This window comes from Stenotrophomonas rhizophila (genome assembly GCF_003651185.1).
GTDB lineage: Bacteria > Pseudomonadota > Gammaproteobacteria > Xanthomonadales > Xanthomonadaceae > Stenotrophomonas > Stenotrophomonas maltophilia_Z.
Window position 1 is genome coordinate 1,530,996 of record NZ_RCDC01000004.1, and the last position, 25,254, is coordinate 1,556,249.

Consider the following 25,254-nt stretch of genomic DNA (forward strand, 5'->3'; position numbering starts at 1 on the left):
GCAGGCAGGCCTCGATCAGGGTTGACGCGCGGGGGTGGCGACCGGTGCATTCTGCGCCGGTTCGGGGGCAGGCTCGGGCTTTTTCTCCAGGCCGAACCAACTGCGCCAGCCACCGCCTTCACTCTGTTCGCCACCCTCGCCTTCCGGCAAGGCGCTCGGCGCGGTGCACGGTACATAGGCCGGGGTGTAACCCACCACGAACGGGAAGCGACGCGCGCCGGGGCAGGCTTCATCGGTGGTGGCCGTGCCGCTGGCCTCCACGTACTGCCAGTCCAGGCCCTTGTTGCTGACCTTCAGCGGCGAGCTGGGCAGGCGCTGGAAAATGCCGGACCAGACCCGCATCGAGCCGGTCGCACCATACAGCCCGGCCTGTTCGTTCTGGTCGTTGCCCATCCAGATCACCGCCAAGTGGTCACCGGTATAGCCGGCGTACCAGCTGTCGCGACCGTCATTGGTGGTGCCGGTCTTGCCCGCCGGCTGCAGGCGGCCCAGGCCGTCGGCGTTGAGGCGCTGCGCAGTACCGCTGGCCACGACCTGCTGCAGGCCGATGCTGATCAGGTTCGCAGCGATCGAGTCGCCCTCCTGCGCCGGCGCCGGGGTCTTGTCGTAGCGCTTCATCAGCTTGCCCTGCGGATCGAGCACGCCACGCACCGCATGCAGCGGCTGGATTTCGCCGCCCGAGGCCAGGAACTGATACAGCTGAGCCATCGCATATGGGCTCTGGTCGGTGGAACCGAGGATCACCGCCGGATTGGGGTCTGCCTTGATCCCGGCCAGCACGTGGATCAGCTGGGTGACCCGCTCCGGACCCACCTGCATGCCCACCCGCACCGTGGCCTGGTTGTAGGAATGGGCCAGCGCATCGATCAGGCGGACCGTGCCGTGGCTGCGGTTGTCCGCGTTGCCGGGGGACCACTGCTTGCCGCGGCTGAGCTGCACCGTCACCGGCGAATCGTCGACCCAGCTGGACAGCGAGTAGCGGTCCGGCTGCGCCAGCGCCAGCAGATACACGAACGGCTTGAGCAGCGAACCGACCGGGCGCTGCGCCTCGATGGCGCGGTTGAAGCCCGGTTCGGAGACGTCACGGCTCCCGACCACGGCCAGCACATCCCCGTTGTGCACGTCGGTCAGCACCAGGCCGGCCTGCAACGCGGGACGGCGCTTGCTTTCCAGTGATTTGATCGTCTTGGTGACCGCGCCTTCGGCATACGCCTGCGCCGACGGTGCCATGCCGGTCATCACGCTCAGGCCGGCGCCCTGCAGCACCGACTCGGGGTAATCGTGACCGAGCTGGCGGCGGACCAGATCCACATAGGCCGGGAAACGGTTGGCCGCGATCAGGCCCGGGGTCTTGGGCACGCCCAGCGGCGCATCGACCGCACGCGTGTACTCGGCATCGTCGATCAGATTGGCGTCGCGCAGCTTGCCCAGCACGAAGTTGCGGCGGTCCAGCGCACGTTCGGGATTGCGGCGCGGATCGTAATAGGACGGGCCCTTGACCAGGCCGATCAGCAAAGCGACATGCTCGGTGTTGAGGGAGGCCAGATCGCGCCCGAACCAGAACTCCGCGCCCGAGGACATGCCGTGGATCGCCTGGCTGCCGCGCTGGCCCAGGTAGACCTGGTTGAGGTAGGCCTCCAGGATGGTGCGCTTGTCGTAGCGCGCCTCCATGATCAGCGCGTACAGCACCTCATTGAACTTGCGGGTGACGGTCTGCTCTTTGCCGATCCCGAGCAGGCCGCTGCGGGCCAGCTGCTGGGTCAGGGTCGAGGCGCCCTGGCGGCTCTGGCCACCGGAACGCACGGTCACCCAGATCGCGCGGGCGATGCCGCTCAGGTCGATGCCGTGGTGGCGGTTGAAGTCCTTGTCCTCCACCGCCTGCAGGCCGGTGACCAGCAGCTCGGGCGTCTCTTCAATCCGCACCAGCCGGCGCTCTTCCTGCTTCTGGCCGTACAGCGTGGCGATACGGGCCGGATCCAGACGCGCGGCCTTCAGCGCCTTGCGGGTGTCGGGGTCACGCAGCGAAGCGATCGACCCGCCGGACAGGCTCAGCTCGACGCGGCGCGGGGCGACCCGACCATCGACGTCGTTGTAGCCACGGCTGGAGATGACGAAACGCCCTCCCTCCTGCGTATACGTGGCCGGCGACTTGCCGATCCCGTCATCCCGGTAGGCGGAAGCCGCCAGCTCGGTCTTGAGCGTGGCCGCATCCATCGCCACGCCGGGCGCCAGCGGCAGCGGGCGCGCATAGACACGGGTGGGAATCTGCCAGCGCAGCTCACCGAATCGCTGGGTGACCTGTTGGTTCAGGTACACCGTATAGGGGATCAGGAAGCCCAACCCCAGCGCGACAGCCGCCATGCTCCAGGTGATCAACCGGCGCCGCCACAGCGGGCCGCGGCTTTCGGTGTCGTCGTCGAACTCGTCGATGTCGTCGGAATCGTAGCGTCGGGGCACGGGGATGCGAGAATATGGATTCCGGCGAGTCTAACGCAGCCACCGCGAGCGGCGCGTTCTCCCGGGTTCCCCCGCTTAAGCTGGAGTTGCAACGGGATGTCGATGTCCTTGGCCGATGCTCGCTATTTCCTGAACCGCATGCTCGGCCTGTTCCGTCGCAGCCTGGCCAGTCTGCGCACCCGGGGCTGGCGTGCTACCTGGCAGCGCATCCGGGTCCATACCCAGGCCGTGCCGGCGCCACGCGGGGCGCCCCTGTACCTGCCGGAGGCCACAGCGTTCGCGCCGTTCACCGTCCCCGCCAGCGAGCGCCCGGTGGTCAGCATCATCATTCCGGTCTACAACCACGCCGCGCATACGTTGGCCTGCCTGCGGGCACTGGCCGCGCATCCACCGCAGGTCGCCTGCGAGATCCTGGTGGTGGACGACGGCAGCAGCGACGAGACGATCACCTGGATGCCGCAGATCCGCGGCCTGCGCTATGAAATACGGGCGAGCAACGGCGGCTTCATCGAGGCCTGCAACGATGGCGTCGCGCGTTCGCGTGGTCAGTACGTGGTGCTGCTCAACAACGACACTGTGCCGCAGCCCGGCTGGCTGGATGCGCTGCTCGCCACCTTCGCCCGGGTGCCGCGCGCCGGCCTGGTCGGTTCACAGCTGCTCTACCCCGACGGCCGCCTGCAGGAGTCGGGCGGGGTGATCTTCCAGGATGGCAGTGGTTGGAGCTACGGCCGCTTCGAATCGCCCGAAGATCCGCGCTACAGCGCGCTGCGCGATGCCGACTACTGCTCCGGTGCGGCGCTGATGATCCGGCGCGCGCTGTGGGAGGAGATCGGCGGCTTCGATCTGCGCTACAAGCCGGCGTATTACGAAGACACCGACCTGGCTTTCGCCGTGCGCGCCAGCGGCCACCGCGTACTGGTACAACCGGCCAGCCGGGTGGTGCATGACGAGGGCACCAGCAACGGCACCGATACCGGCAGCGGGATCAAGGCTTACCAGGTCCGCAACCGCGGCGTGTTCGCGGCGAAGTGGGCCGACGCACTGCAGGTGCAGCCCGCCGTCGGCAGCGTTCCCTCGCCAGTCCTGCTGCACCGTGCCCAGCGCCAGGTCCTGATCCTGGATGAAGAAGTGCCGCAGCCGGACCGCGACTCGGCCTCGCTGCGCCAGTACAACCTGATCGGCATGCTGCTTGAAGCCGGGGTCCACGTGGTGTTCGTGCCGACCCGGCGCGAGCACGGCGGCGCGGCCACCGAGGCGCTGCAGGCGCTTGGCGTGGAGGTCTGGTACGCCCCGTATCTGGACGGTGTGGCGCCGTGGCTGCGCGCCAACGGCGCCCGCTTCGATGTGGTGATGATGGTCCGCTACCACGTCGCCCACGAGTGCCTGCCGCTGCTGCGCAGCTTTGCGCCGCAGGCCCGCACGGTCTTCGATACCGTTGACCTGCACTACCTGCGCGAACGCCGTGGTGCGGAGATCGCCGGTGATGCAGGGCTGCTGCGCAATGCCGAGCGCACCCGCGCACGCGAGCTGGCGGTGATGGAACAGGTGGATGTGACGGTGCTGGTCAGCGCGGCCGAGCGGGAGCAGCTGCGCGTCGATGCGCCAGGCGCAACCGTGGAACTGATCTCCAACCTGCACGAGGTTGCTGGGGCCGGCCCTGACTGGGCCGAGCGGCGCGACCTGGTGTTCGTCGGTGGCTTCCGTCATCCGCCCAACCTGGATGCCATGCAGTGGTTCATCGGTGAGGTCTTCGCGCGCATCCGCGCACACCTGCCCGACATCCGTTTCCACTGCATCGGCGCGGCCGTGCCCGATACCCTGCGCGCGCTGGCCGCGACCCAGCCGGGCGTGGAGATCCACGGGTTCGTGCCGGACGTGGTGCCCTACATGGATGGCATCCGCATCGCCGTCGCGCCGCTGCGCTTCGGTGCAGGCGTGAAGGGCAAGGTGAATCTCAGCATGGCGCATGGGCAGCCGGTGGTCGCCACGACCTGTGGCGTGGAAGGCATGCACCTGCGCGATGGCGAGGATGTGCTGGTGGCCGATGATGCCGAGGCATTCGCGCAGGCCGTGGTGCAGCTTTACCAGGACAAGGCCCTGTGGCGCCGGCTCTCGACCGCCGGGCTGCAGAACATCGTGGATCATTTCTCGCTGGATGCGGCCCGCGCCACCGTGCAGCGGGTGTTCCTGGATTAAGTGCCCGAGCCACCGCCGGCGCTGCGCAGGCGCTCGGCGAAGGCCGGCAATTCCAGCAGGTCCGGTTGCCAGCGCTGCGCCTGCTGCAGCGCCTGCTGCGCGTAAGCGATGTCACCCGAGCCCAGGCGCTCGCTGCCGATGGCCAGCCAGCGCTGCGCCAGCCGCCGCCGCGCGGCGGCCTGGGCGGCATCATTGGTCGACAGCGTCTGCCAGGCGTCCAGACAGGCCCCCGCGGCCAGCACACGATTCTCGCGCAGGCGATCTTCAAAGCACTGCCGGCTTGCGGGCAGCAGGCGCTGCGCGGCGGCACGCACCCGCGGGTCCTGCGGCGCGACGCCCTGGGCCTCGCGCAGGGCGTCGTAGGCACTGCGTCCGGGCGGGTCCAGGAAGTTGCCACGGCCCTCCGCCTCCGCCAGGCGCGTGAGCAGACGCTGCAGTGTGCGTTCGCGCTGCGCCCTCGGCACCGCCGGGGTCTTCAGTGCCGCCTGGGAGCGCTGCGCCTGCTCGATCACATGGCGGGCCGCCTCCACCGAACGCGTGGACGCGCCCAGCGATTGCGCCACCTGAAGCGCCCGGGCTGCGTCTTCGAAACGGAAGTTGCCGGCCAGCCGCGTCGCACGCGTGAGCTGCGCATCGGCGACCTGCAGCTGGCCACGGCGCGCGGCAGGATCGTCGGGAAGCGCCGAAAGCACCGCGGCGAAGGCATCGGCCGCAACCTCCAGCTTCTGCCGGCGCAGCGCGATCTCGCCCTCGCGCTGGCGTCGCTCCAGCGCGTTGTTCAGCGCTTCTTGGGTGGCCGGCAGATCGACATGCCCGGCATCGAAGCCACGCGCGCTGCGCACCAGCGCCGCAGCCCTGGCCACATCGCCGCGGCCGGCCGCCGTGCGCGCCTGCTGGAGGAGATCGGACAGCGCATCCTCGCGCCCCTCCAGCGCGCGCACCTGGTTGGGGGACAGCGCCAGCACCTGCTGGAACAACGGCAGTGCGCTGTCGGGGCTGCCCTCGAGCCGCTGCGCCTGCAAGGCCGCTTCGGCGCGACCAAGCAACGCCCCGATCCCCGCGCGTGCCTGGTCGTGTGCGTGCAGCTGCTGCGCCACCGCATCGGCGTCGCGCTGCGGCACCTGCAGTTCGCGGGCCAGCGCCAGCGCGGCGGTCGCCGCCGGTGCATTGCCCCGGTCCAGCGCATCCCGCGCCTGCTGCAGGGCAGCCTGGCCCGTGCGTGCCAGACCGCTGCGCGCCTGCAAGCGGTCGTTGTCCAGCGCCAGCGCGGCCTGGAAGGATTCACGTGCGCCACGACCGTCTGCCGCACTCAACCGGCCCGCGGCCAGCGCGCGATCGCCCTGGTCGAGCAGCTGCTCGATCTGCGGTTCGTTCCAGAACCAGTTGGCCAGCGGCCGGCGCAACAGTGCCAGGCTGACGAACAGCAGCACGGCCACCAACAACGCCCACCGCCAGATGCGCCGGGCATGGCGCGCCTGCAACCACCACCAGCGGCCTTCGCGGCGCACCCGTCGCAGTGCCTCGTGGGCGGCGTCATGCCTGTCATCGTCCCGGCTCATGGCGCGAGCCTAGCGTGGGGCACGTGAGCTCAGCCTAGACGCCGGGCTTCGCTGACACCGGGCAGCGCGTCCAGCTTGCCCAGCAGGGTCGAAAGCTGGCCGTAGTCACTGACCTTCAAGCGCAGACGCAGATGCGCACGGCCACTGTTGCGGACGTTGTCGCTGTGGATGTCCAGCACATAGGCATCCTCCTGCGCGATCAGGTTGGTGATGTCCTTGAGCAGCCAGCGCCGGTCGACCGCGTCGACCACCACGTCCACTTCATAGCCACCGCCGGCCTGGCCCCACTCCACCGGAAGAATGCGCTGCGGGCTGGCCGCGGCCAGACGTGCCAGCGCGGCACAGTCGGTGCGGTGCACGGTGACGCCGCGCGCACGCGTGAGGTAGCCGACGATCGGCTCACCGGCCACGGGCTGGCAGCACCGGGCGAGCTGCACGAGCAGATTGCCCACGCCCTGGACGGTGAAATCGGCGCTGCGCACGCTGTCGCGCCGCGCCGTCGGGCGCGGCAGGGCGGGCACCGCCGGCTGGCTGGCGGCACGCTCGGCTTCCAGCAGTGTGCGGCTGACCTGGTTCGGCCCGGTGTCACCCAAGGCCACCTGGATGTAGAGATCATCGACGCTGTCGGCGTGGAACTTCTTCACCGCGATGGCCAGATCGGCGTGCTGCAGGCCGAGGCGCTTGAGTTCGCGCTCGAGCAGCTCGCGGCCGGCCTGCACATTGCGGGCGCGGTCCAGCTTGTGGAACCAGCCGCGCACCTTCTCACGCGAGCGGTTGCTGGCCAGGAAACCGCTGGAGGCCAGCAGCCAGTCGCGCCGGGGATCGGCCTCCTTGCCGGTCAGGATCTCGACCCGGTCGCCGCTGCGCAGGCGGTAGGTCAACGGCACGATGCGGCCGTTGACCTTCGCCCCACGGCAGCGGTGCCCGACCATGGTGTGCACGTGGTAAGCAAAATCCAACGGCGTGGCGCCCTGCGGCAGGTCCATCACCTCGTCCTTGGGACTGAGCGCGTAGACCCGGTCTTCGGTCAGCTCGGCATCCAGCGCCCCGGCCAGCTCACTGGCATGTCCATCCTGGGATTGCTCCAACAACTGGCGCATCCAGGTGATCTTGCGGTCGAACGCCTTTTCCGCGCCTTTGCTGCCTTCCTTGTAGCGCCAGTGCGCGGCCACGCCGAGCTCGGCCTGGGCATGCATGTCGTGGGTGCGGATCTGCACTTCGATGGTGCGCCCTTCCGGGCCGATCACGGCGGTATGCAGCGAACGGTAATCGTTGGCTTTCGGGCGTGCGATGTAATCGTCGAATTCGCTCGGCACCGGCGCCCACAGTGCATGCACCACGCCCAGCGCGGCGTAGCAGGCGGCCACGTCGTCCACCATCACGCGCACGGCGCGGATGTCGTACAACTGCTCGAACGCCAGCCGCTTCTTCTGCATCTTCCGCCAGATGCTGTAGATGTGCTTCGGGCGGCCGCTGACCTCGGCACGGATGCCTTGCGCCAGCAGTTCACGCGACAGCGCCTTTTTGACGCCCTCGACATAGCGCTCGCGCGCCAAGCGCGTTTCATCCACCTCGCGCGCGATGCGGCGGTAGGTCTCCGGTTCCAGGTGGCGGAACGCCAGATCCTCCAGCTCCCACTTCAATTGCCAGATGCCGAGCCGGTTGGCCAGCGGCGCGTGGATGTCGCGGGTGAGCTGGGCCAGCGCGCGCCGTTCGTCCTCGGGCAAGCGATCGGCACCGCGCATGCGGGCCAGCTGGCGGGCGAGCAGGATCGGCACCACACGCAGATCGCGGATGATCGAGAGCAGCAGGCGGCGCAGGCCTTCGCTGTTGCGCCCGGCCTCGCGCCCGGCGTGCAGCGCCCAGACCTGGTCGGCAGCGTCCAGACCGTCCAGCAGGCCGACGACCACCGGCTTGAGCGCACCGATCGGCAGCGTGTCCAGCCCGGCACGCAACCACGGCAGATCGAACAGCAACGTGGCCAGCAAGGCAGACTCGTCGGCCGAGAGCAATGACAGCGCATCGAGCGTATCGGCCAGCACCGGCCAGCCTGCGCGCCTTTCCAGATCGGCCTCGGGTTGCTGCCAGCGCTGCAGCAATGCCTCGCGCAGCTCAGGCGGCAGCGAAGCCACCGAGGGTCGGGTCAACAAGCCATCCAGGCCGGGGGAGGAAGCGCGGTTCACAGCATCGTACAGACAAGACAGAGGCCACCTACACTAGCGCCGCAGCGCCCCCCCGACAATCGCCATCACCTGCATGTGCACATGCCCCGGCGCTGGCACTACACTGCGGCTATCCCTAGGAGAGACCCTGCCATGCGCTTTTCCCGTCTGCGGTTGTTGGCCTGTGCGGCCGTCATGATGAGCCTCTCGCTACCGGCGCTGGCCCAGCGCGTGGTGGAAGGCGATCTGCAGCAGCAGATGTCGCCGGCCGAGTTCAAGGCCGCCGGGCTGGAGAAGCTCACGCCGCAGGAACTGGCCGAGCTCAACAACTGGCTGCAGGGCAAAGTGGCGGCGCTGGCGGCCGATGCACGCGAACAGGCCCGCGAAGAGGCCCGCGAAGAGGGTCGTCAGGAAGTGATCGTGAAAAACCACGGCTTCTTCGACTTCGGCACCAAGGAGCCGATCAAAAGCGCCTTGACCGGAGAGTTCCGCGGCTTCGGCAAGGGGCAGCGTTACGTGCTCGCCAACACCCAGGAATGGGAGCAGATCGACGACGTCCAGGTCGGTGGTGTCCGCCGCCAGTCGCCGGAGGTCAGCATCGCTGCCGGCGTCGGCGGCGCGTGGTACATGCAGGTCCAGGGCGTCAATACCCGCGCCAAAGTGCGCCGCGTCAAGTAAGCCGGTTCAGGTCCCCCCCAGCGCCCCGCGCCGAATCGGCACGGGGCAGTTGCCGGATCAGGCCTTCTGCAGCGCAGCGACGCGCTGGGCCAGCTTCTTGGCCGAAATGCCGGTCTTTGCGCCCAGCTCCTGGGCGAACAGCGAGACCCGCAACTCTTCCAGATCCCAGCGCAGGTCCTGCCACTGGGGCCGCTTGCGCAGGCCGCGTGCGTCGGCCTGTGCCAGCGCATCCAGGAACGGACGCAGTTCCAGCATGCGGGCCTGATCGCGTGGTGGATCGCGCTTGGCGCGCTCGGTGCGCAGGATCATCGCACGCAGATAGCGCGGGTACTGCGCCAGCGCGTCGGCCGGCGTGTCACGCAGGAAACCGGCATGGACCAGGGCGGCAAGCTGCTGCTCCATGTCATCCAGGTTGCCACGCGCCCAGCCCATCAGCGGCGCTTCCAGCTGTGGTTTGAGTTCGGCCACGTGGGCGAGGATGTTGTCGGCCAGCTTCAGCCGCGCCATCGCCTCGCCGAACAACGCCTTGCCCGCCTCGGCACTGCGTTTGGCGAACGTGGCCGGATCGCGGATATCGCCCAGCCCATCAGCCAGCACGGCGTTCATCGCCGCATCGACCAGATCACCACGCAGCCGCTCCTGCGATTCGATAGCGGCATACAGCAGGCCGGTTTTGGGCGGCACCGGCAATTGTTTGCGCGCTTGCTTGGCCTTGTCGGCCAGCGCGATCTCCAGCAGGCGGCGCACGCCAAGCGGATGCTGCTCCAGCGCCTCGTTGCGATCGGCAAAGATCTTCAACGCGGCGGTCTCGCCCTGGTCGACCAACGCAGGATAGGCCGGCACGCCGGCTTCGCCGGGCACCTGCAGCGGGATCGGGCTGGCGGGGAAATCGCGCAACCCGTCCGCCGCCAGCGCACGCCCGGCACGTGCGGCGAAGGCGTCACCGGCCTGGTCGCCGAAGCGGGCACGCAGTGCATCCAGATCGCGTGAGGTTGCCAGTACGTTGCCGTCCGCGTCGCGCAGGCGCAGATTCATGTGCAGGTGCGTCTCCAGCGACGCGTTGTCGAAATCGGTCGCCGCCAGTTTTGCACCGGTCGCGCGGGACAGGAACCGCGCCAGCTCACCCCGGATGTCATCGGCGGTCGGCTCGGCGAAGGCCTCGGCGAACGCGCGACCGAAGTCCGGTGCCGGTACATAGTTGCGGCGCATCGCCTTGGGCAGGCTGCGGATCAACGCGGCGGCCTTGTCGGCCACGAAGCCGGGCGCCAGCCACGACAACCGTGCCGGATCGAGTGCGTTGAGCAGATGCAGCGGCACCTCCAACGTTACGCCATCTTCGTCGGCGCCTGGTTCGAAGGTGTAGTGCAGCGGCAAGCGCGCATCGCCCAGCGGCAGGTAGTTGGGATAACGCTCGGCGTCGCTGCCGTCGCCCGGCAGCAGATCGGCCAGCGTCCACGACAGCGCGCGGCGCTTCTCCGGTGCCAGCGCCTTCCACCAGGTATCCAGGCCCATCGCCGAATGGATCTCGGCCGGAATCCGGTCCAGGTACCAGCGCGCCTGCCAGCCTTCGTCGGCGACGATGCCGGCACGGCGCAGCTTGGCCTCTTCTTCGCGCGCCTGCTCCAACACCTTGAGGTTGTCGGCGACGAAGCCGGCACGGGTGTTGATTTCGCCAGTCACCAGGCCCTGCCGCACGAAGATATCGTGTGCCTCGCCCGGCGCGATGCGGCCGTAGTGCACCGGCTTCTTCGGGGCCAGCACCAGCCCGAACAGACTGATCTGCTCGGAGGCCAGTACCTGGCCCTGCGCGCGCGACCAGTGCGGGTCGAAGTGCTTGCGCAGCAGCAGATGCGGCAGTTCGTTGATGACCCAGTCCGGCTCGATCGCCGCGTTGGTCAGGCCCCAGATTTTCTGGGTATCGAGCAAGGTCGCGGTGAGCAGCCACGGCGGCGGCCGCTTGGCCAGGGTCGAGCCCGGGAACGGCAGGAAGCGGCGCTGGCGCGGCGCCAGGAAATCGCCCTTGTCGCTGCGGTGGCCGATCTGCGTGGGCAGGCCGGCGATCAAGGCACGGTGCAGGGTCTGGTAGGCCGCCGCGCGTACTTTGTCGCTGAAGGCGTTGCGCGCCTCGGAATCGGCCCCCTTGACCGGCGCCAGCGTGTTCTGGGCAGGGGTCGGCTCGGATTTCCCTTCACGGGCCAGGCGTGCGGCACGGTGCTGCTGGCCACGCGTCGCCTTGATCTTGGCCTCGTCATCGCGCGCCGGGGCAGGCGCCGAGGATCCGGCAAGCAACGGTGCCAACGATGTCTCCGCCGGCTCTTCGCTCCATCCCAGTTCCTCGCACAGCACGCGCAGCTGACGATGCAGCTCCCGCCACTCGCGCATGCGCAGGAAACCAAGGAAATGCCGCCCGCACCAGTCACGCAGCTTGGACTGGGTCAGGTCTTCGTGGGCCTGGCGGTAGCCGTCCCACAGGCGCAGCACGCCGACAAATTCCGAACGCCCATCGGCGAACAGCGCATGCGCATTGTCGGCGGCGGCGCGCGCTTCCGGCGGGCGCTCACGGGGGTCCTGGATACCCAGGAACGAGGCGATCACCAGCATCGGCCGCAGGCAGCCCTGGGCCTGCGCGGCGACCAGCATGCGGGCCAGTTTCACGTCCACCGGCAGGCGCGCCATCTGACGGCCGATCGGCGTCAGGCGGCGCTCGGCATCGACCGCACCCAGCTCACCCAACTGCTGCCAGCCATCGGCGACCGCGCGTTCATCCGGCGCTTCCAGGAACGGGAAATCCTCGATCCGGCCGAGGCCGAGCTGCAGCATCCGCAGGATCACTCCGGATAGGCTGGAACGGCGGATCTCCGGATCGGTGAATTCCGGGCGCGACTGGAAATCCGCTTCGGAATACAGCCGGTAACAGATACCTTCGGACACCCGGCCGCAGCGGCCCTTGCGCTGGTTGGCGCTGGCCTGCGAGACCGCCTCGATGTGCAGCCGGTCCAGCTTCTGGCGCGGGCTGTAGCGCTTGATGCGGGCGAAACCCGGGTCGATCACATAGCGGATGCGCGGCACCGTCAGCGACGTCTCAGCGACGTTGGTGGCCAGCACGATGCGCCGGTTGGCGCCCGGGTTGAACACCAGGTCCTGATCCTTGACCGACAGCCGCGCATACAGCGGCAGCACGTCGGTGCCACGGTACTTGCGCCGTTCCAGCGACTGGTGCGCATCGCGGATTTCGCGCTCGCCCGGGAAGAACAGCAGGATGTCGCCGCGCGGGTCGATCCGGGTGATTTCATCCACCGCCGCGACCACCGCATCATTGACGGTGCGCTCGCCATCGCGCCCACCGTCCGCCTCGCCACCGCCCTCGCCTTCCAGCGGCCGGTAACGCACCTCCACCGGGAAAGTGCGGCCTTCCACGCTGATCACCGGGGCATCGTCGAAATGCTGGGCGAAGCGCGAGGTGTCGATGGTCGCCGAGGTGACGATCAGTTTCAGGTCGGGGCGCTTCTTCAGCAGCTGCTTCAGATAGCCGAGCAGGAAATCGATGTTGAGGCTGCGTTCGTGCGCCTCGTCGACGATGATCGTGTCGTAGTTGGACAGCCAGCGGTCACTGCTGATCTCGGCCAGCAGGATGCCGTCGGTCATGAACTTGATGCGGGTATCGTCACCGACGCGATCGGTGAAGCGCACCTGGTAACCCACCGTGGTGCCCAGCTCGGACTGCAGTTCCTGCGCCACGCGGGTCGCCACGGCACGTGCGGCGATCCGTCGCGGCTGGGTGCAGCCGATCATGCCGGCGGTGCCACGGCCGGCGGCCAGGCACAGCTTGGGCAGCTGGGTGGTCTTGCCCGAGCCGGTTTCACCGGCGATCACCACGACCTGGTGGTCGCGGATCAGCGCAGTGATGGCCTCGGCTTCACGCGCAATCGGCAGTTGCTCGTCCAGAGTGATGGTCGGCTGATTCAGCGCACGCGCTTCACGGCGCTGCACGGACGCCTGCAAGGCCTGCTCGAACGCCGCCGCCAGACCCGTATCCGCCGGTTTGGCCCGCCAACGCGAGAGCATCCCCAGCAAACGACCGCGGTCGCGGCTCATGGCCCCGTTGATGGCGGCCTGCTGCTGGGCCAGGCGTGCTGCATGTGGTTTTTCGATAGCGCTCATCAATCGATTCGTTTAGAACTTTTGTTTACTACTGAAAGGGTAGTCTGATCTATTGTGAAGGCCATCCGATTCATCCCATCCATAAGGAGTTCTCCCATGGCGAAGACGACCAAGACCCCGGCAAAGCCCAAGACTGCCAAGCAGAAGCTCGGCGCGGCGGCCCCGTCGGCCCCGAACATCGATATCGGGATCAAGGAGGGCGATCGCAAGAAGATCGCCGATGGACTGTCGGCCTTCCAGGCCGATGCGTTCACGCTCTACCTGAAGACCCACAATTTCCATTGGAACGTGACCGGGTCGATGTTCAACTCGCTGCACACCATGTTCGAGACCCAGTACACCGAACAGTGGGCGGCCCTGGATGACGTGGCTGAACGCATCCGTGCACTGGGCTTCAATGCCCCGGGCTCGTACCGCGAGTTCGCGGCCCTGACCTCGATCGCCGAGGAGCCGGGCCTGACCGACAGCGCGGACTGGCGTGAAATGGTACGCCAGTTGGTCACCGCCAACGAGGCGGTGTGCCGTACGGCGCGCAAAGTGCTGGACGTGGCCGACGATGCGGACGACGCACCAACCGAGGATCTGATGACCCAGCGTCTGCAGACCCACGAAAAGTACGCCTGGATGCTGCGTTCGCTGCTGCAGTAAGGGGTTGTGTTGCGGCAGGCTTGGCTGGCTGACTGAAAGCGAAGGCAGAGGCATTGGCTGACGGGGTCTCCGTGTTGGCGAGCGGGGGCCAGGCCCTGCCGGGACGCGCCGTAAACCCATCCCTGGGGGCTCGTGGGCGCCATCCTTGGCGCCCTGACGGTCCCGTCAGGGCCTGGCCCCCACTCGCCAGACAGATCTGGATGGACGGTGGGGCAAGCCAAAGCAGCCCGCCGCAAGTAGCCAAGTCACCCCGTCGAGATGCAACGTCTAGATGCAACAGGCAACAACCCACAGGCGCCGATTGGCGCCTGTGTGCGTTTGACCCGCGCTCGACTGGCTCTGGCTGCCTCTCGACTGGCTCTCCTCAGGACACCAGCCAAGTGTCGGAGGCGCGGTGTGGGTGGGTTTGCAGGACCGTTGGGCGCCATGGATGGCGCACTACGAGCCCCCATGGACGGGTTCACGGCGGGTCCTGCAGGCCCACCCACACCGCGCCAAACCCGTAAGACGGAACGCCCGGCGCTTTGAGCCTCTGCCTTTGAGGCCTTGAGGCTTTGATGCCTTGGCTCCTGGCATCCCTACACGCCGATCCGGCATCAGAGGACACGGCCCGTAGCCTGGGCAAGGTAAACTAGCGCGATGTCTTCCCGCCCCGCGCACGACCTGCTCAGCCGCATCTTTGGTTACGACGAATTCCGCGGTCCGCAGCAAGCGATCGTCGAGCATGTCGCCGCCGGCAATGACGCGCTCGTCCTCATGCCCACCGGCGGCGGCAAATCGCTCTGCTACCAGGTCCCCTCCCTGCTCCGCGACGGCACCGGCATCGTCATCTCGCCGCTGATCGCCCTCATGCAGGACCAGGTCGAAGCCCTGCGCCAGCTCGGCGTCCGCGCCGAATACCTCAACTCCACCCTCGATGGCGAAACCGCCGCCCGGGTCGAGCGCGAACTGGTCGCCGGCGAACTGGACATGCTCTACGTCGCCCCCGAGCGACTCCTGACCGGCCGCTTCCTCTCGCTGCTCTCGCGCAGCCGGATCGCGCTGTTCGCCATCGATGAAGCCCATTGCGTCTCGCAGTGGGGCCACGACTTCCGCCCCGAATACCGCCAGCTCACCGTCCTGCACGAGCGCTGGCCCGACGTCCCGCGCATCGCGCTGACCGCCACCGCCGATCCGCCGACCCAGCGCGAAATCGCCGAACGCCTGGACCTGACCAACGCCCAGCACTTCGTCAGTTCGTTCGACCGGCCCAACATCCGCTATACCGTCGTCCAGAAAGACAACGCCAAGCGCCAGTTGCTGGACTTCCTGAAGGTCCACCGTCAGGAAGCCGGTATCGTCTACTGCATGTCGCGGCGCAAGGTGGAAGAAACCGCCGAATTCCTGTGCAAGGAGGGCATGAACGCCCTGCCCTACCACGCTGGCCTGCCCGCCGAGGTACGCGCCGCCAACCAGCGCCGCTTCCTGCGCGAGGATGGCATCGTCATGTGCGCCACCATCGCCTTCGGCATGGGCATCGATAAGCCGGACGTGCGCTTCGTCGCGCATACCGATCTGCCCAAATCGATGGAAGGGTATTACCAGGAAACCGGGCGCGCGGGGCGCGATGGCGAGCCTGCCGAAGCCTGGCTCTGCTATGGGCTCGGCGACGTCGTGCTGCTCAAGCAGATGATCGAACAGTCCGAAGCCGGCGAAGACCGCAAAACGCTCGAACGGTCCAAACTCGACCACCTGCTCGGCTACTGCGAATCCATGCAATGCCGCCGCCAGGTGCTGCTGGCCGGGTTCGGGGAAACCTATCCCCAACCCTGCGGCAACTGCGACAACTGCCTGCTGCCGCCGGATGCCTGGGATGCCAGCGTCGCCGCCCAGAAAGCGCTGAGCTGCGTCTACCGCAGCGGGCAGCGCTTCGGTGTCGGCCATCTGATCGACATCCTGCGCGGCGGTGACAACGAGAAGGTCCGTCAGTTCGGGCATACCGAGCTGAGTACCTACGGGATCGGCAAGGACCTGGATGCCCGCAGCTGGCGCAGCGTGTTCCGCCAGCTGGTCGCCTCCAGCCTGCTCGAGGTGGACAGCAGCGCGTACGGTGGCCTGCGCCTGACCGATGGCAGCCGCGAGGTGCTCAAGGGCCAGCGCAAGGTCATGATGCGGCGCGAAACACCCAAGGCCGCCCGCGAGCGTGACCGCAGCGGCCAGCGCACCGGCCTGTCGGTGCTGCCGCAGGATCTGGCGCTGTTCAATGCGCTGCGTGGCCTGCGTGCCGAACTCGCGCGCGAGCAGAACGTGCCGGCCTTCGTGATCTTCCACGACAGCACCCTGCGCAATATCGCCGAACAGCGCCCCACCAGCGTTGACGCCCTGGGCCGGGTCGGTGGCATCGGCGGCACCAAGCTGGCCCGCTACGGCGACCGCCTGGTCGAGATCGTGCGCGAGGAAGGCTGATGCCCCGGCGCGTTCAGTCAGACCCGGCTCCAGAGTTGAACCCTGCGTTCAGCCGCGGGTGCGGCCGCCAGGGTTTGGCAGTAAGGTGAGCCCCATGTCCGCCAGTGGCCTGCTCCTGCGAGTCGTCCTGATGCTCAGCCTGTTGCTCAATGGGCTGAACGTGGCCATGGCCGGCCCGATGGCACTGGCCCTGGCCGAACCGGCCGTGGCCGGCAGCGCGGCACCGCCCTGCCATGGCGACGCGCCGATGCCCGCCGCACACGATCACCACACCATGGCCACCGCCGACACCGGCGTGCAGGCACCGCATGATGGCGACCACTGCAAGATCAAGGACTGCCTGCGCAGCTGCGCCCAGCAGCCCAGCCTGACCGTCCAGATCGCGTGGATCGCCACGCCGCCACCGTTGTCGCTGGCGCCGATCCTTACCGCGCATCCGTCGCGGCCGATGCCCCCGCTGGACCGCATCACCCGCCCTCCGATCGCCTGATCCACCGCGCGCTGCGAGCGCCTGCCTGATGCTCTGCGCGCATGCCCCGGTGTGCGTGCGTTGACGGCACCGCGTGTGCCATTCGAATCAGATCCGGAGTTGCAATGTCTTTCATTAAAACACCCGGCACGGGCACCCCGCCCATGCCGTCGCGGCGCCTGTTCGTGCAGGGCGTCGCTGCTGGCGGCGTGGTCGCCGGCCTGGCCGCCACCGGCCTGAGCCCGCGTGCGTTCGCCGCCGCCGGCCCCGGCCTGGCCGCTGCCCCGCAGGTGCTCAGCCACCACGACGTGCAGTTGAGCATCGGCGAATCGCTGGCCAATTTCACCGGCCGCACCCGCCCGGCGATCACCGTCAACGGCAGCCTTCCGGCGCCGATCCTGCGCTGGCGCGAAGGCCAGACGGTCAACATCCGGGTCGCCAATACGCTGCAGGGCCACCCCACCTCCATCCACTGGCACGGCCTGCTGCTGCCGGCCAACATGGATGGCGTGCCCGGCCTGAGCTTCAACGGCATCGCCCCGGGCGAGGCCTACCAGTACCGCTTCACCCTCAAGCAGTCGGGCACGTACTGGTATCACAGCCATTCCATGTTCCAGGAACAGGCCGGCCTGTACGGCGCGCTGATCATCGACCCGCTCGAGCCGGCGCCGTATCACGCCGACCGCGAGCACGTGATCCTGCTCTCGGACTGGACCGACCTGGACCCCGGTGCGCTGTTCCGGCGCATGAAGAAGCTCGCCGAGTACGACAACTACTACAAGCGCACCCTGCCCGACTTCCTGCGCGATGTCCGCAAGGACGGCTGGACCGCCGCCACCGCCGACCGCGGCATGTGGGGGCGGATGCGGATGACGCCGACCGACATCTCCGACGTCAACGCCCACACCTATACCTACCTGCTCAACGGCACCGCCCCGGCCGGCAACTGGACCGGGCTGTTCCGCAGTGGCGAAAAGGTGCTGCTGCGCTTCATCAACGGCGGCTCGATGACCTATTTCGACGTGCGCATCCCTGGCCTGAAGATGACCGTGGTCGCCGCCGATGGCCAGTACATCCACCCGGTCAGCATCGATGAATTCCGCATCGCCCCGGCCGAGACCTTCGATGTGATCGTCGAACCCAGCGGCCAGGACGCGTACACGATCTTCTGCCAGGACATGGGCCGCACCGGCTATGCCGCCGGCACGCTGGCGGTACGCCACGGCCTGCAGGCGCCGATTCCCGCCCGCGACCCGCGCCCGCTGCTGACCATGAGTGACATGGGCCACGACATGGGCCATGCCTCGAACGGGATGGCAGGCCACGACATGAAGGGCATGGAAGGCGGCTGCGGTGCCAGCATGGGCCACGGTGCGCACGGTGCCGATCCCAAAGCGCCGCGTCACCCGGCCAGCGAGCAGGGCAACCCGCTGGTGGACATGCAGAGCATGGCCACCGAGCCCAAGCTGGATGATCCCGGTATCGGCCTGCGCGACAACGGCCGCAACGTACTCACCTACGGCGCGATGCGCAGCCTGTTCGACGATCCCGATGGGCGTGATCCCGGCCGCGAGGTCGAGCTGCACCTGACCGGCCATATGGAGAAATTCAGCTGGTCCTTCGACGGCATCCCGTTCGCCAGCGCCGAACCGTTGCGCCTGACCTACGGCGAGCGCATGCGCATCGTGCTGGTCAACGACACGATGATGCAGCATCCGATTCATCTGCACGGCGTGTGGAGCGATCTGGAAAACGCGGACGGCGCGTTCCACCTGCGCAAGCACACCATCGACATGCCGCCGGGCACCCGCCGCACCTACCGCGTCCGTGCCGACGCGCTTGGGCGCTGGGCGTACCACTGCCACCTGCTGTACCACATGGAAGCGGGCATGATGCGCGAAGTGAGGATCGAAGAATGAGCCGCGCTCCTCTCACCGCGCTGTCCGCACTGAGCGCCGCCCTGCTGCTGGCGTTGGCCGCACCGGCCTGGGCACAGTCGCATGCCGGCCATGCCACGGCGCCGACCACAACCACAGCCGACACACCACCGGCGGATGACCGCCCGATGGATCACGGCAGCATGGATCACACCAAGATGGACCATTCAACGATGGACCATGGCAGCACCGATCACAACCAGATGGACCACGCGACGATGGACCATGGCAGCACCGATCACAGCCAGATGGACCACGCGACGATGGACCATTCAACGATGGACCACGCCGCGATGGGCCATGGCACGCCGAAGCCGGCTGCCCCTACCGAACCGCTCGAACCGATTCCTGTCGTGACCGCCGCCGACCGCCTCGCCGCGTTCCCGCCGATCGACCACGGCGCGATGGAGCATGCGCCGGAGATCCACAGCCTGCTGCTGGTCAACCGCCTCGAACACTGGGACGGCCAGCACGGCACCGGCCAGGCATGGGAGGCCAGCGGCTGGGTGGGTGGCAACATCAACAGGCTATGGCTGCGCAGCGAAGGCGAGCGCAGCGACGGCCGCACCGGCTCGGCCGATCTGGAGGTGATGTACGGCCGCAGCGTGTCGCCGTGGTGGGACGTGCTGGTCGGCGTGAAGCAGGATTTCCGCCCGGCCGAGTCGCGCACCTGGGCGGCGTTCGGCATCCAGGGGCTGGCGCCGTACAAGTTCGAGACCTCGGCCACGGCGTATGTCGGCGAAGGCGGTCAGTTCGCGGCCACGGTGGAAGTGGAGTACGAGCTGCTGCTGACCAACCGCTTGATCCTGCAGCCGCTGGTGGAAGCCAGTTTCTCGGCCAAGGACGAGCCGGCGTATGGCAATGGCGCCGGCCTGAACAAACTCGAGGCCGGGCTGCGCCTGCGCTACGAGTTCAGCCGCCGCTTCGCGCCCTACATCGGCATCAGCCACGAGCGGCTGTTCGGTGATACCGCCGACTACCACGAAGCAGCCGGCGAACGTGCGCGCGATACCCGCTGGGTGGCGGGCGTGCGCGTCTGGTTCTGATCCAGCAGCCATGACAGGTTCCGGGTACCGACGTACCCGGAACCACGGCCGACCCCAGGCGATGGCGTAAGCTGCCGGCCCCACCTGCCTGCCTTGCGCCATGATGTTGACCCTCCGCCGTGCCACCGTTGCCGATGCCGACGCCCTCTCGGCGATCGCCATCGCCACCTATACCGAAACCTTCGGCGATTCCTACCCGCCGCAGGATCTGCACGCGTTCCTGCACAGCCACTATTCGGTCGAGCCGCAGCGTGACGAGCTCGCCGATCCACGCAACGCGGCGTGGCTGCTGGAAGCCGGGGAACGTGTGGTGGGGTATCTCGCCGCAGGGCCCAACAGCCTGCCCCATGCGGATGCCGCCGAGGGCGATATCGAGCTCAAACGCCTGTACCTGCTCGCCAGTCACCACAGTGGCGGCCACGGCGCGCGCCTGATGGACGCCTTCCTGGCGTGGCTCGATCAGCCACAGCGGCGCACGCTGTGGATCGGCGTGTGGTCCGGGAACGTTGGTGCGCAGCGCTTCTATGCGCGCTATGGCTGCAGCAAGGTGGGCGAATACGATTTCCCGGTCGGCGACAGCGTCGACCGGGAATTCATCCTGCGCCGCGCCTGAGCGCAGCGCAGGCGTACATCAGAAGTCGAACAGGTCCGACAGGAAGCTCTCTTTCTTTTTCTTGCGGTAGCCCTGCTGGTCGCCGTACTGCTGCTGGCCCAGGTGGCGGGTATCACGGTGCTGCACGGCGGCCGGCGGCGGCGGTGCGGCCGCGCGCACCGGCGCGGGTACGGCGGCACCGGCCGAGCGCTCGATGATCTTGTCCAGCTCGCCTCGGTCCAGCCACACGCCACGGCACTGCGGGCAGTAGTCGATCTCGATGCCCTGGCGCTCGGACATCTGCAGCGCTTGGGTCTTGCATACGGGGCATTGCATGGGCGGTCGTCCAAGGGGTAAAGCCGCACTCTAGCCGGTCGCACCTGACCGTGGTGCAACGCGGCCATGACCGATGGCCCCCCGACCTATGCCCCATGCTGCTGGTGTGGCAATGGCGAACAATCCACGCCGTCCCTGGATATGGAGCGTCCCATGCCGTCCCTTCGCCTGCGCACTTGGCTGGCCACCTTCGTGGTGGTGCTGACCCTGGCCGTGTCGATCAATCTGCGCGACCTCGCCGCGTGGCTGGGCACGCCAATTCCGACGCTGCCGATTCCCTATGGCGGGGCCATCCTCGACAACGGCCTGGGCGTGCTGCTGGTGCTGGCCGTGGCTGCGCTGGTGCTGCGTCCCGGGCAACGCCTGCACGCGCTGCTCGGGTTGCGCTGGAATGGCTGGCAGGGCCCGGCGCTGGCCCTGCTGGCGACCCTGCCATGCTGGCTCGGCCTGTGGTGGCTGGGCGGTGTGAATCCCACCCAGGACCTGCTCGCCCTGCTGATGCTCGGCGTGCTGTTCCCGCTCGCCGAGGAGATCATCTTCCGCGGCTTCGGCTTCATCTTCGCGCACCGCCAGCAGCGTTGGCCGTGGCTGGCCGCCGCGCTGGTGCAGGCGGTGGTCTTCGGTGCGATCCACTGGTGGTCGTTCGGCGGCGGCGGCGGCATGGCGCTGCAGGTGTTCGCCATCACCGGCATCGGCGGGCTGGTGTTCGCCGGGCTCAATACGCTGGACGATTACACCCTGTGGAGCGGGCTGGCGCTGCACGTCTCGCTCAACCTGGCCTGGAACGTCTTCGTGATCACCGAGGCGACCGCCGTCGGCTGGCCGGCGACGGTGCTGCGTCTCTCGGCAGCGGGCCTGGCGGTCGGGCTGCTATGGGCCTGGCAGCGTCGTCGAAAACGTTCACTCGCCCTCGCCTGACCCGCGCTGACGCCGGCAGCACGGCCGGTTCACCGGGCATTTCGGCGCCGTCGACGATCTCCTCACCATCGCCCCGCGATACTTGCGCGCCCCTGTCCGGGGGTAAGCAGGAACCACGCTCCATGTTGTTGTCCAAACACCATCCCGAACCCCGCGTGCTGTTGATCGAAGACACCGAAGACACCCGTGAGCTCAGCCGCATGGCCCTGGAAAGCCAGGTGTGCGAAGTCGTAGCGGTCAGTTCCGCCGAAGCCGCGCTGGGCCTGCTCCAGGCCGGCGAGCGCTTCGATCTGGTGTTCACCGATGTCTGCCTGGGCGCGGTGAGTGGCATCGAGGCGGCGCATCGGGTCAAGCAGGAACAGCCCGGGCTGCCGGTGCTGGTCACCTCGGGCCTGGAGCCCTCCGTGGTGGTGCCGCAGCTCGGCCCGGGCATGCACTTCCTGCCCAAGCCTTACAGCATGAGCGAGCTGCTCGACGCGATCCGTGCCTGCTTCCAGCACCCGCTGGCAGCCTGCGCCTGAGGCGAGTCGCCGGCGGCCGTCCGGGCGCGCAGCTCAGTGATCTTCATCCGCATTTCATGTCCGCGTGGCCATCGTCGGTGCCGGGAACAGGGGTCTCCCGCTTCCCATACGATGCGACGCGCTCCTTTTCCTTGCCGGAATCGACGACATGCTCTTCCGTATGCTGCTGGCCACGCCCTTGCTGTTGATGCTGCCGTTGGACGACGCACGCGCGGATGACTTCGTCACCTGTGAGAGCCGCGACAACCGCTATCAGTCCTGCACCCTGCCCCGCGCCGGCTACGTCACCCTGGACCGCAAACTGTCCGGTGCGGACTGCCGCCAGGGCCGCAACTGGGACTACGACCGCCGCGAGGTGTGGGTCGACGATGGCTGCCGCGCCTCGTTCCGGGTGCACGGCGGCAACGATCGCGATGACCGCCATGACGATGACAACCACGACGCCAAGGTCGCCGCCGGCGTGTTGATCGGTGCGGCGATTCTCGGCGCGTTGGCCCACAACGCCAACAAGGATGACGCGCGCTACGACGACGAGAACTACCAGGGCGCACGCCACACGTCCTACGTGCCCAACTGGATGATCGGCGAGTTCGAGGGCTACAACCCGACCTTCAACGCCGACATCCGCATGCGCATCGACAGCGACGGCCGCATGAGCGCACAGACGCGTGGGCAGTCGTTGAATGGCTGGGTCAATGGCGGCCAGCTCAACGTCGGCAGCAGCGTGTTCGACATCAGCCAGAGCCGCGAGGGCTTCGTCACCACCGAGGTGGGCGACCGCCAGAACGAGGTGCGTTACCGCCGCGTGCCTTGAGCTACGCGGCGATGGCCGCCATCACTTGGCGATCTGGCACTGCAGCGTGGTGCCGTAGAACTCCAGCGTGGTCTGGTCGTTGTGGATCCGCAGGTCGACACCTTCGCGCCCCCAGCGGCCACCGTTGTTTTCCTCACGGGTCACCGGCACCGGGAACACGATCGCCTGATCGTTGCCCCAACTGACCACGGCCGCGGTCGGGTCGATGTCGTTGTAGAACACCGCCGTCACCGGCTTGCTGTTGTCATCGCAGCGGTACTCGACCTTCGCCGGCACCTGGATGCCGCCAGCGTTGAGGGTCAGCTCGACCAGACGCGTCTGGTAGGACTCCACCAGGCAACGGTGCGGATCCACCGCGCGCGAACAGGCATCACGCCCCTTGATCCAGCCCCGCTGTTCGGCCGCGATGTCCAGCTCGTCCGGGCTGGTCTGCACCCGCTTGTAGAGCGCGGCCAGCTGGCGATCCAGTGCGGCCAGGCGCGCGTCGCCGCACACCAGCGTCTCCGCCTGGGACTGCGCCTTGGTGCAATCGAACGACGGCGGCTGCAGGGTCGGGCTGTCGGGGGCGGCGGGCGCGCTGGCAGCGGGGGCCGGCGCGGCCGGCTCTGCCGGAGTCGCGGTATCGGACGGCGCCGGCTTGGAACAGGCCGCGAGCGCAAGCGCCCCCACACCCAGCAGGACGAAACGGTTCATGGCACCTCCAACATCGATCAACGAATGACTGGCTATTGTGCCCCCGTAAGCGGTTCTGCGGTGTGCACAGGCAGACCGCTCATGGCCACGCCTGCATCTCTGCTCACCGTCATTCGAGGACAACCGATTGCCGGGCACCCGCAGGATGCCCCGGCGAGGCATGCTGCGCACCGGGTTGCCGCCCTGCCCCGGCTCACCTACGCTCCATGCCCGAATCGATCCAAGGACCATGCCCCGGATGAGTGGCAGCCCGTTTTCTTCTCTCACGCGACGACTGGCATGGCCGGCGCGTGCGCCTGCACCGACACCGCTGGGCGCGGCCCTCCTCGTTATGTTGCTGGTCGCCTCGCCCGCAGGTGCCGATGACATACCGCCGCAGTTCATGGCGCAGTACGAAGCCACGCGCGATTACCTGCAACTGCTGCAGCAAGCCGACGCCGACAACGCACCGGAGCAGCTCGACAGCCCACGCGCCATGCAACTGCTGGCGGCGGTGACCAACACGACCGACGTCTTGGCGCCGGACTACGCGACGGCGGACCTGGGTCTGCTGACTAACGCGTGCCAGTACGGTGTAACGCTGTCCACCCGGTTGATGCAGTTCGGCATGGGTACGATGCCAGCAGCCGTGCTCCTCCATTCCGGCGAGCAGGCCCGCCAAGGCAAGCACAACGCCGAGCGCTTCCAGGCACCGCTGGGCCTGCTGCTGCCGTACCTGCTGCAGTGCGGTGCACGGATGCAGCCCCTGGTGGATACGTGGCTGACCGTTGCAACGCCCGCAGAGCTCGCCGGTCTGGGACCGGGCGGCACCGACACCCTTCGCCGCAATGCGCAACGCCAGTATCTGGAGATGCTGGAGGTGATGCGTGCCCAGCCGGCGGGCAGCACGCTGAAGCGGACCCTGGTCGGTGCGCTGGCGGAGACGGCGGCGCCTTACGCGCAGATGCTGCAGCCCGCGCAACGGCAGCCGGTGCGCGAGGCGTTGAAGGAAGCGCTGGAACAGGTGGACCCAAGCGAGGTTCCGCTCCTGCAGCAGGCCATTGCCGCGTTCAGCAGCGACCATTGCGGGACACTCTGCCAATCCTGATACATCGACGGCCGCGTCCACCAACTCGGCGGCTCGGATGAAGGGACGTTGTGGACCCGCAGCGTCGTGGGTGGTCACACCCACGCGGTGTAGCACTTGGTCATGAGACTACCCTGACCCGATGCTCATCCCAGTGCGACCCTCGCGTAACAGCGGCAGGTCCACGCTGGGGTTGCGACATCACGTCGCCTTGGAGTCACACCATGTCCAACATGCAGAACAACGAAAACAACGTCAAAAATGCTGCTGCTGCACAGAAAGGCCCGCAGTCCGAACAGGATCGCAAGGACGCGCAGGCCAAGCAGCAGAAGCAGGAACAGGACACCAAGAACGCCCCTGACGCAGGCAACAAGCCGCAGCAGAAGTAATCGCTCTGCCGCATGGTGGGGCTGCGCATCCGCGCAGCCCTCACATGCAGACGGCGACCAGGCGCACTCGGCGCCATCCCGCACCCTTCAACGTCTCGCGTCCTTCAATCTCCTGCATCCTTCACTACGAACTTCACTACGAAGCTCATTCGTGACGCTGTTGATTC

At 67.8% G+C, this 25,254-nt stretch carries 19 protein-coding genes; 13 read left to right on the forward strand and 6 right to left on the reverse strand.

The annotated features are described in order from the left end of the window. Positions 1-15 precede the first annotated feature (15 nt). Entirely contained in the window at positions 16-2,457 is a 2,442-nt protein-coding gene (gene mrcB, locus BCL79_RS06840; protein ID WP_121039066.1) for a penicillin-binding protein 1B, read from the reverse strand. Positions 2,458-2,553: 96 nt separating this feature from the next. Here mrcB and BCL79_RS06845 point away from each other — a divergent pair, with 96 nt between their 5' ends. Further along, positions 2,554-4,653: a glycosyltransferase gene (locus tag BCL79_RS06845; protein WP_121039069.1), complete on the forward strand. Its 2,100-nt coding sequence runs from the start codon at positions 2,554-2,556 to the stop codon at positions 4,651-4,653. Here BCL79_RS06845 and BCL79_RS06850 read toward each other — a convergent pair. Further along, the gene (locus BCL79_RS06850; RefSeq protein WP_121039072.1) at positions 4,650-6,212 is read right to left on the reverse strand and encodes a hypothetical protein; all 1,563 of its coding nucleotides are present in this window, start codon (positions 6,210-6,212) and stop codon (positions 4,650-4,652) included. The genes BCL79_RS06845 and BCL79_RS06850 overlap by 4 nt on opposite strands. Before the next feature lie 29 nt (positions 6,213-6,241). Further along, a complete protein-coding gene (locus tag BCL79_RS06855) occupies positions 6,242-8,395 on the reverse strand; it encodes a RelA/SpoT family protein (protein WP_121039075.1) in 2,154 nt (717 codons plus the stop codon). Between the two features lie 132 nt (positions 8,396-8,527). Between BCL79_RS06855 and BCL79_RS06860 the strand changes: the two genes are divergently transcribed. After that, a complete protein-coding gene (locus tag BCL79_RS06860) occupies positions 8,528-9,052 on the forward strand; it encodes a hypothetical protein (protein ID WP_121039078.1) in 525 nt (174 codons plus the stop codon). A 57-nt stretch (positions 9,053-9,109) separates the two neighbouring features. Here the strand turns inward: BCL79_RS06860 and hrpA are convergent, their stop codons facing one another. Further along, positions 9,110-13,213 (reverse strand): ATP-dependent RNA helicase HrpA, encoded by a 4,104-nt coding sequence (hrpA, locus tag BCL79_RS06865; RefSeq protein ID WP_121039081.1) that lies wholly within the window; start codon positions 13,211-13,213, stop codon positions 9,110-9,112. 96 nt (positions 13,214-13,309) lie between these two features. Here hrpA and BCL79_RS06870 point away from each other — a divergent pair, with 96 nt between their 5' ends. The 6 genes from BCL79_RS06870 to BCL79_RS06895 all read left to right on the forward strand — a co-directional run bounded on the left by BCL79_RS06870 (position 13,310) and on the right by BCL79_RS06895 (position 20,371). Then, positions 13,310-13,861, forward strand: coding sequence for a Dps family protein (locus tag BCL79_RS06870; protein ID WP_019185151.1), 552 nt, complete (start codon positions 13,310-13,312; stop codon positions 13,859-13,861). Positions 13,862-14,500: 639 nt separating this feature from the next. Beyond that, on the forward strand, positions 14,501-16,306 hold the full coding sequence (gene recQ, locus BCL79_RS06875) for a DNA helicase RecQ (protein ID WP_121039083.1): 1,806 nt from the start codon (positions 14,501-14,503) through the stop codon (positions 16,304-16,306). Between the two features lie 94 nt (positions 16,307-16,400). Further along, positions 16,401-16,796: a CopL family metal-binding regulatory protein gene (locus BCL79_RS06880; RefSeq protein WP_121039086.1), complete on the forward strand. Its 396-nt coding sequence runs from the start codon at positions 16,401-16,403 to the stop codon at positions 16,794-16,796. Positions 16,797-16,900: 104 nt separating this feature from the next. Next, the gene (locus BCL79_RS06885) at positions 16,901-18,694 is read left to right on the forward strand and encodes a copper resistance system multicopper oxidase (protein WP_121039089.1); all 1,794 of its coding nucleotides are present in this window, start codon (positions 16,901-16,903) and stop codon (positions 18,692-18,694) included. Continuing rightward, positions 18,691-19,758 (forward strand): copper resistance protein B, encoded by a 1,068-nt coding sequence (locus tag BCL79_RS06890; protein ID WP_121039092.1) that lies wholly within the window; start codon positions 18,691-18,693, stop codon positions 19,756-19,758. The genes BCL79_RS06885 and BCL79_RS06890 overlap by 4 nt, the downstream gene beginning before the upstream one ends. A 100-nt stretch (positions 19,759-19,858) precedes the next feature. Further along, the gene (locus tag BCL79_RS06895; RefSeq protein WP_121039095.1) at positions 19,859-20,371 is read left to right on the forward strand and encodes a GNAT family N-acetyltransferase; all 513 of its coding nucleotides are present in this window, start codon (positions 19,859-19,861) and stop codon (positions 20,369-20,371) included. Positions 20,372-20,389: 18 nt separating this feature from the next. On the opposite strand, the gene BCL79_RS06900 is transcribed toward BCL79_RS06895, so the two are convergent. Next, complete coding sequence (locus tag BCL79_RS06900) at positions 20,390-20,686, reverse strand: zf-TFIIB domain-containing protein (protein ID WP_121039098.1); 297 nt, start codon at positions 20,684-20,686, stop codon at positions 20,390-20,392. 153 nt (positions 20,687-20,839) lie between these two features. On the opposite strand from BCL79_RS06900, the gene BCL79_RS06905 reads away from it, so the two are divergent. The 3 genes from BCL79_RS06905 (at position 20,840) to BCL79_RS06915 (ending at position 22,939) form a co-directional block, all read left to right on the forward strand. After that, a complete protein-coding gene (locus BCL79_RS06905) occupies positions 20,840-21,604 on the forward strand; it encodes a CPBP family glutamic-type intramembrane protease (RefSeq protein WP_121039101.1) in 765 nt (254 codons plus the stop codon). Between the two features lie 122 nt (positions 21,605-21,726). Next, positions 21,727-22,125 (forward strand): response regulator, encoded by a 399-nt coding sequence (locus tag BCL79_RS06910; protein WP_121039104.1) that lies wholly within the window; start codon positions 21,727-21,729, stop codon positions 22,123-22,125. A 148-nt stretch (positions 22,126-22,273) separates the two neighbouring features. Beyond that, positions 22,274-22,939, forward strand: a complete 666-nt coding sequence (locus BCL79_RS06915) for a DUF3011 domain-containing protein (RefSeq protein WP_121039107.1) — start codon at positions 22,274-22,276, stop codon at positions 22,937-22,939. Positions 22,940-22,960: 21 nt separating this feature from the next. Here BCL79_RS06915 and BCL79_RS06920 read toward each other — a convergent pair whose 3' ends face one another. Next, complete coding sequence (locus BCL79_RS06920; protein ID WP_121039110.1) at positions 22,961-23,632, reverse strand: lysozyme inhibitor LprI family protein; 672 nt, start codon at positions 23,630-23,632, stop codon at positions 22,961-22,963. A gap of 160 nt (positions 23,633-23,792) precedes the next feature. Here BCL79_RS06920 and BCL79_RS06925 point away from each other — a divergent pair, with 160 nt between their 5' ends. Then, positions 23,793-24,719: a hypothetical protein gene (locus BCL79_RS06925; protein ID WP_183073689.1), complete on the forward strand. Its 927-nt coding sequence runs from the start codon at positions 23,793-23,795 to the stop codon at positions 24,717-24,719. Positions 24,720-24,922: 203 nt separating this feature from the next. Beyond that, positions 24,923-25,087, forward strand: coding sequence for a hypothetical protein (locus BCL79_RS20290; RefSeq protein WP_183073690.1), 165 nt, complete (start codon positions 24,923-24,925; stop codon positions 25,085-25,087). Positions 25,088-25,254 lie beyond the last annotated feature (167 nt).

Bases quoted from the DNA above. Each gene is read 5' to 3' on its own strand.
- BCL79_RS06845 (WP_121039069.1), top strand. From the start codon at position 2,554: ATGTCGATGTCCTTGGCCGATGCTCGCTATTTCCTGAACCGCATGCTC.
- BCL79_RS06850 (WP_121039072.1), bottom strand. From the start codon at position 6,212: ATGAGCCGGGACGATGACAGGCATGACGCCGCCCACGAGGCACTGCGA.
- BCL79_RS06860 (WP_121039078.1), top strand. From the start codon at position 8,528: ATGCGCTTTTCCCGTCTGCGGTTGTTGGCCTGTGCGGCCGTCATGATG.
- hrpA (WP_121039081.1), bottom strand. From the start codon at position 13,213: ATGAGCGCTATCGAAAAACCACATGCAGCACGCCTGGCCCAGCAGCAG.
- BCL79_RS06870 (WP_019185151.1), top strand. From the start codon at position 13,310: ATGGCGAAGACGACCAAGACCCCGGCAAAGCCCAAGACTGCCAAGCAG.
- recQ (WP_121039083.1), top strand. From the start codon at position 14,501: ATGTCTTCCCGCCCCGCGCACGACCTGCTCAGCCGCATCTTTGGTTAC.
- BCL79_RS06880 (WP_121039086.1), top strand. From the start codon at position 16,401: ATGTCCGCCAGTGGCCTGCTCCTGCGAGTCGTCCTGATGCTCAGCCTG.
- BCL79_RS06885 (WP_121039089.1), top strand. From the start codon at position 16,901: ATGTCTTTCATTAAAACACCCGGCACGGGCACCCCGCCCATGCCGTCG.
- BCL79_RS06890 (WP_121039092.1), top strand. From the start codon at position 18,691: ATGAGCCGCGCTCCTCTCACCGCGCTGTCCGCACTGAGCGCCGCCCTG.
- BCL79_RS06895 (WP_121039095.1), top strand. From the start codon at position 19,859: ATGATGTTGACCCTCCGCCGTGCCACCGTTGCCGATGCCGACGCCCTC.
- BCL79_RS06900 (WP_121039098.1), bottom strand. From the start codon at position 20,686: ATGCAATGCCCCGTATGCAAGACCCAAGCGCTGCAGATGTCCGAGCGC.
- BCL79_RS06905 (WP_121039101.1), top strand. From the start codon at position 20,840: ATGCCGTCCCTTCGCCTGCGCACTTGGCTGGCCACCTTCGTGGTGGTG.
- BCL79_RS06910 (WP_121039104.1), top strand. From the start codon at position 21,727: ATGTTGTTGTCCAAACACCATCCCGAACCCCGCGTGCTGTTGATCGAA.
- BCL79_RS06915 (WP_121039107.1), top strand. From the start codon at position 22,274: ATGCTCTTCCGTATGCTGCTGGCCACGCCCTTGCTGTTGATGCTGCCG.
- BCL79_RS06920 (WP_121039110.1), bottom strand. From the start codon at position 23,632: ATGAACCGTTTCGTCCTGCTGGGTGTGGGGGCGCTTGCGCTCGCGGCC.
- BCL79_RS06925 (WP_183073689.1), top strand. From the start codon at position 23,793: ATGCTGCGCACCGGGTTGCCGCCCTGCCCCGGCTCACCTACGCTCCAT.
- BCL79_RS20290 (WP_183073690.1), top strand. From the start codon at position 24,923: ATGTCCAACATGCAGAACAACGAAAACAACGTCAAAAATGCTGCTGCT.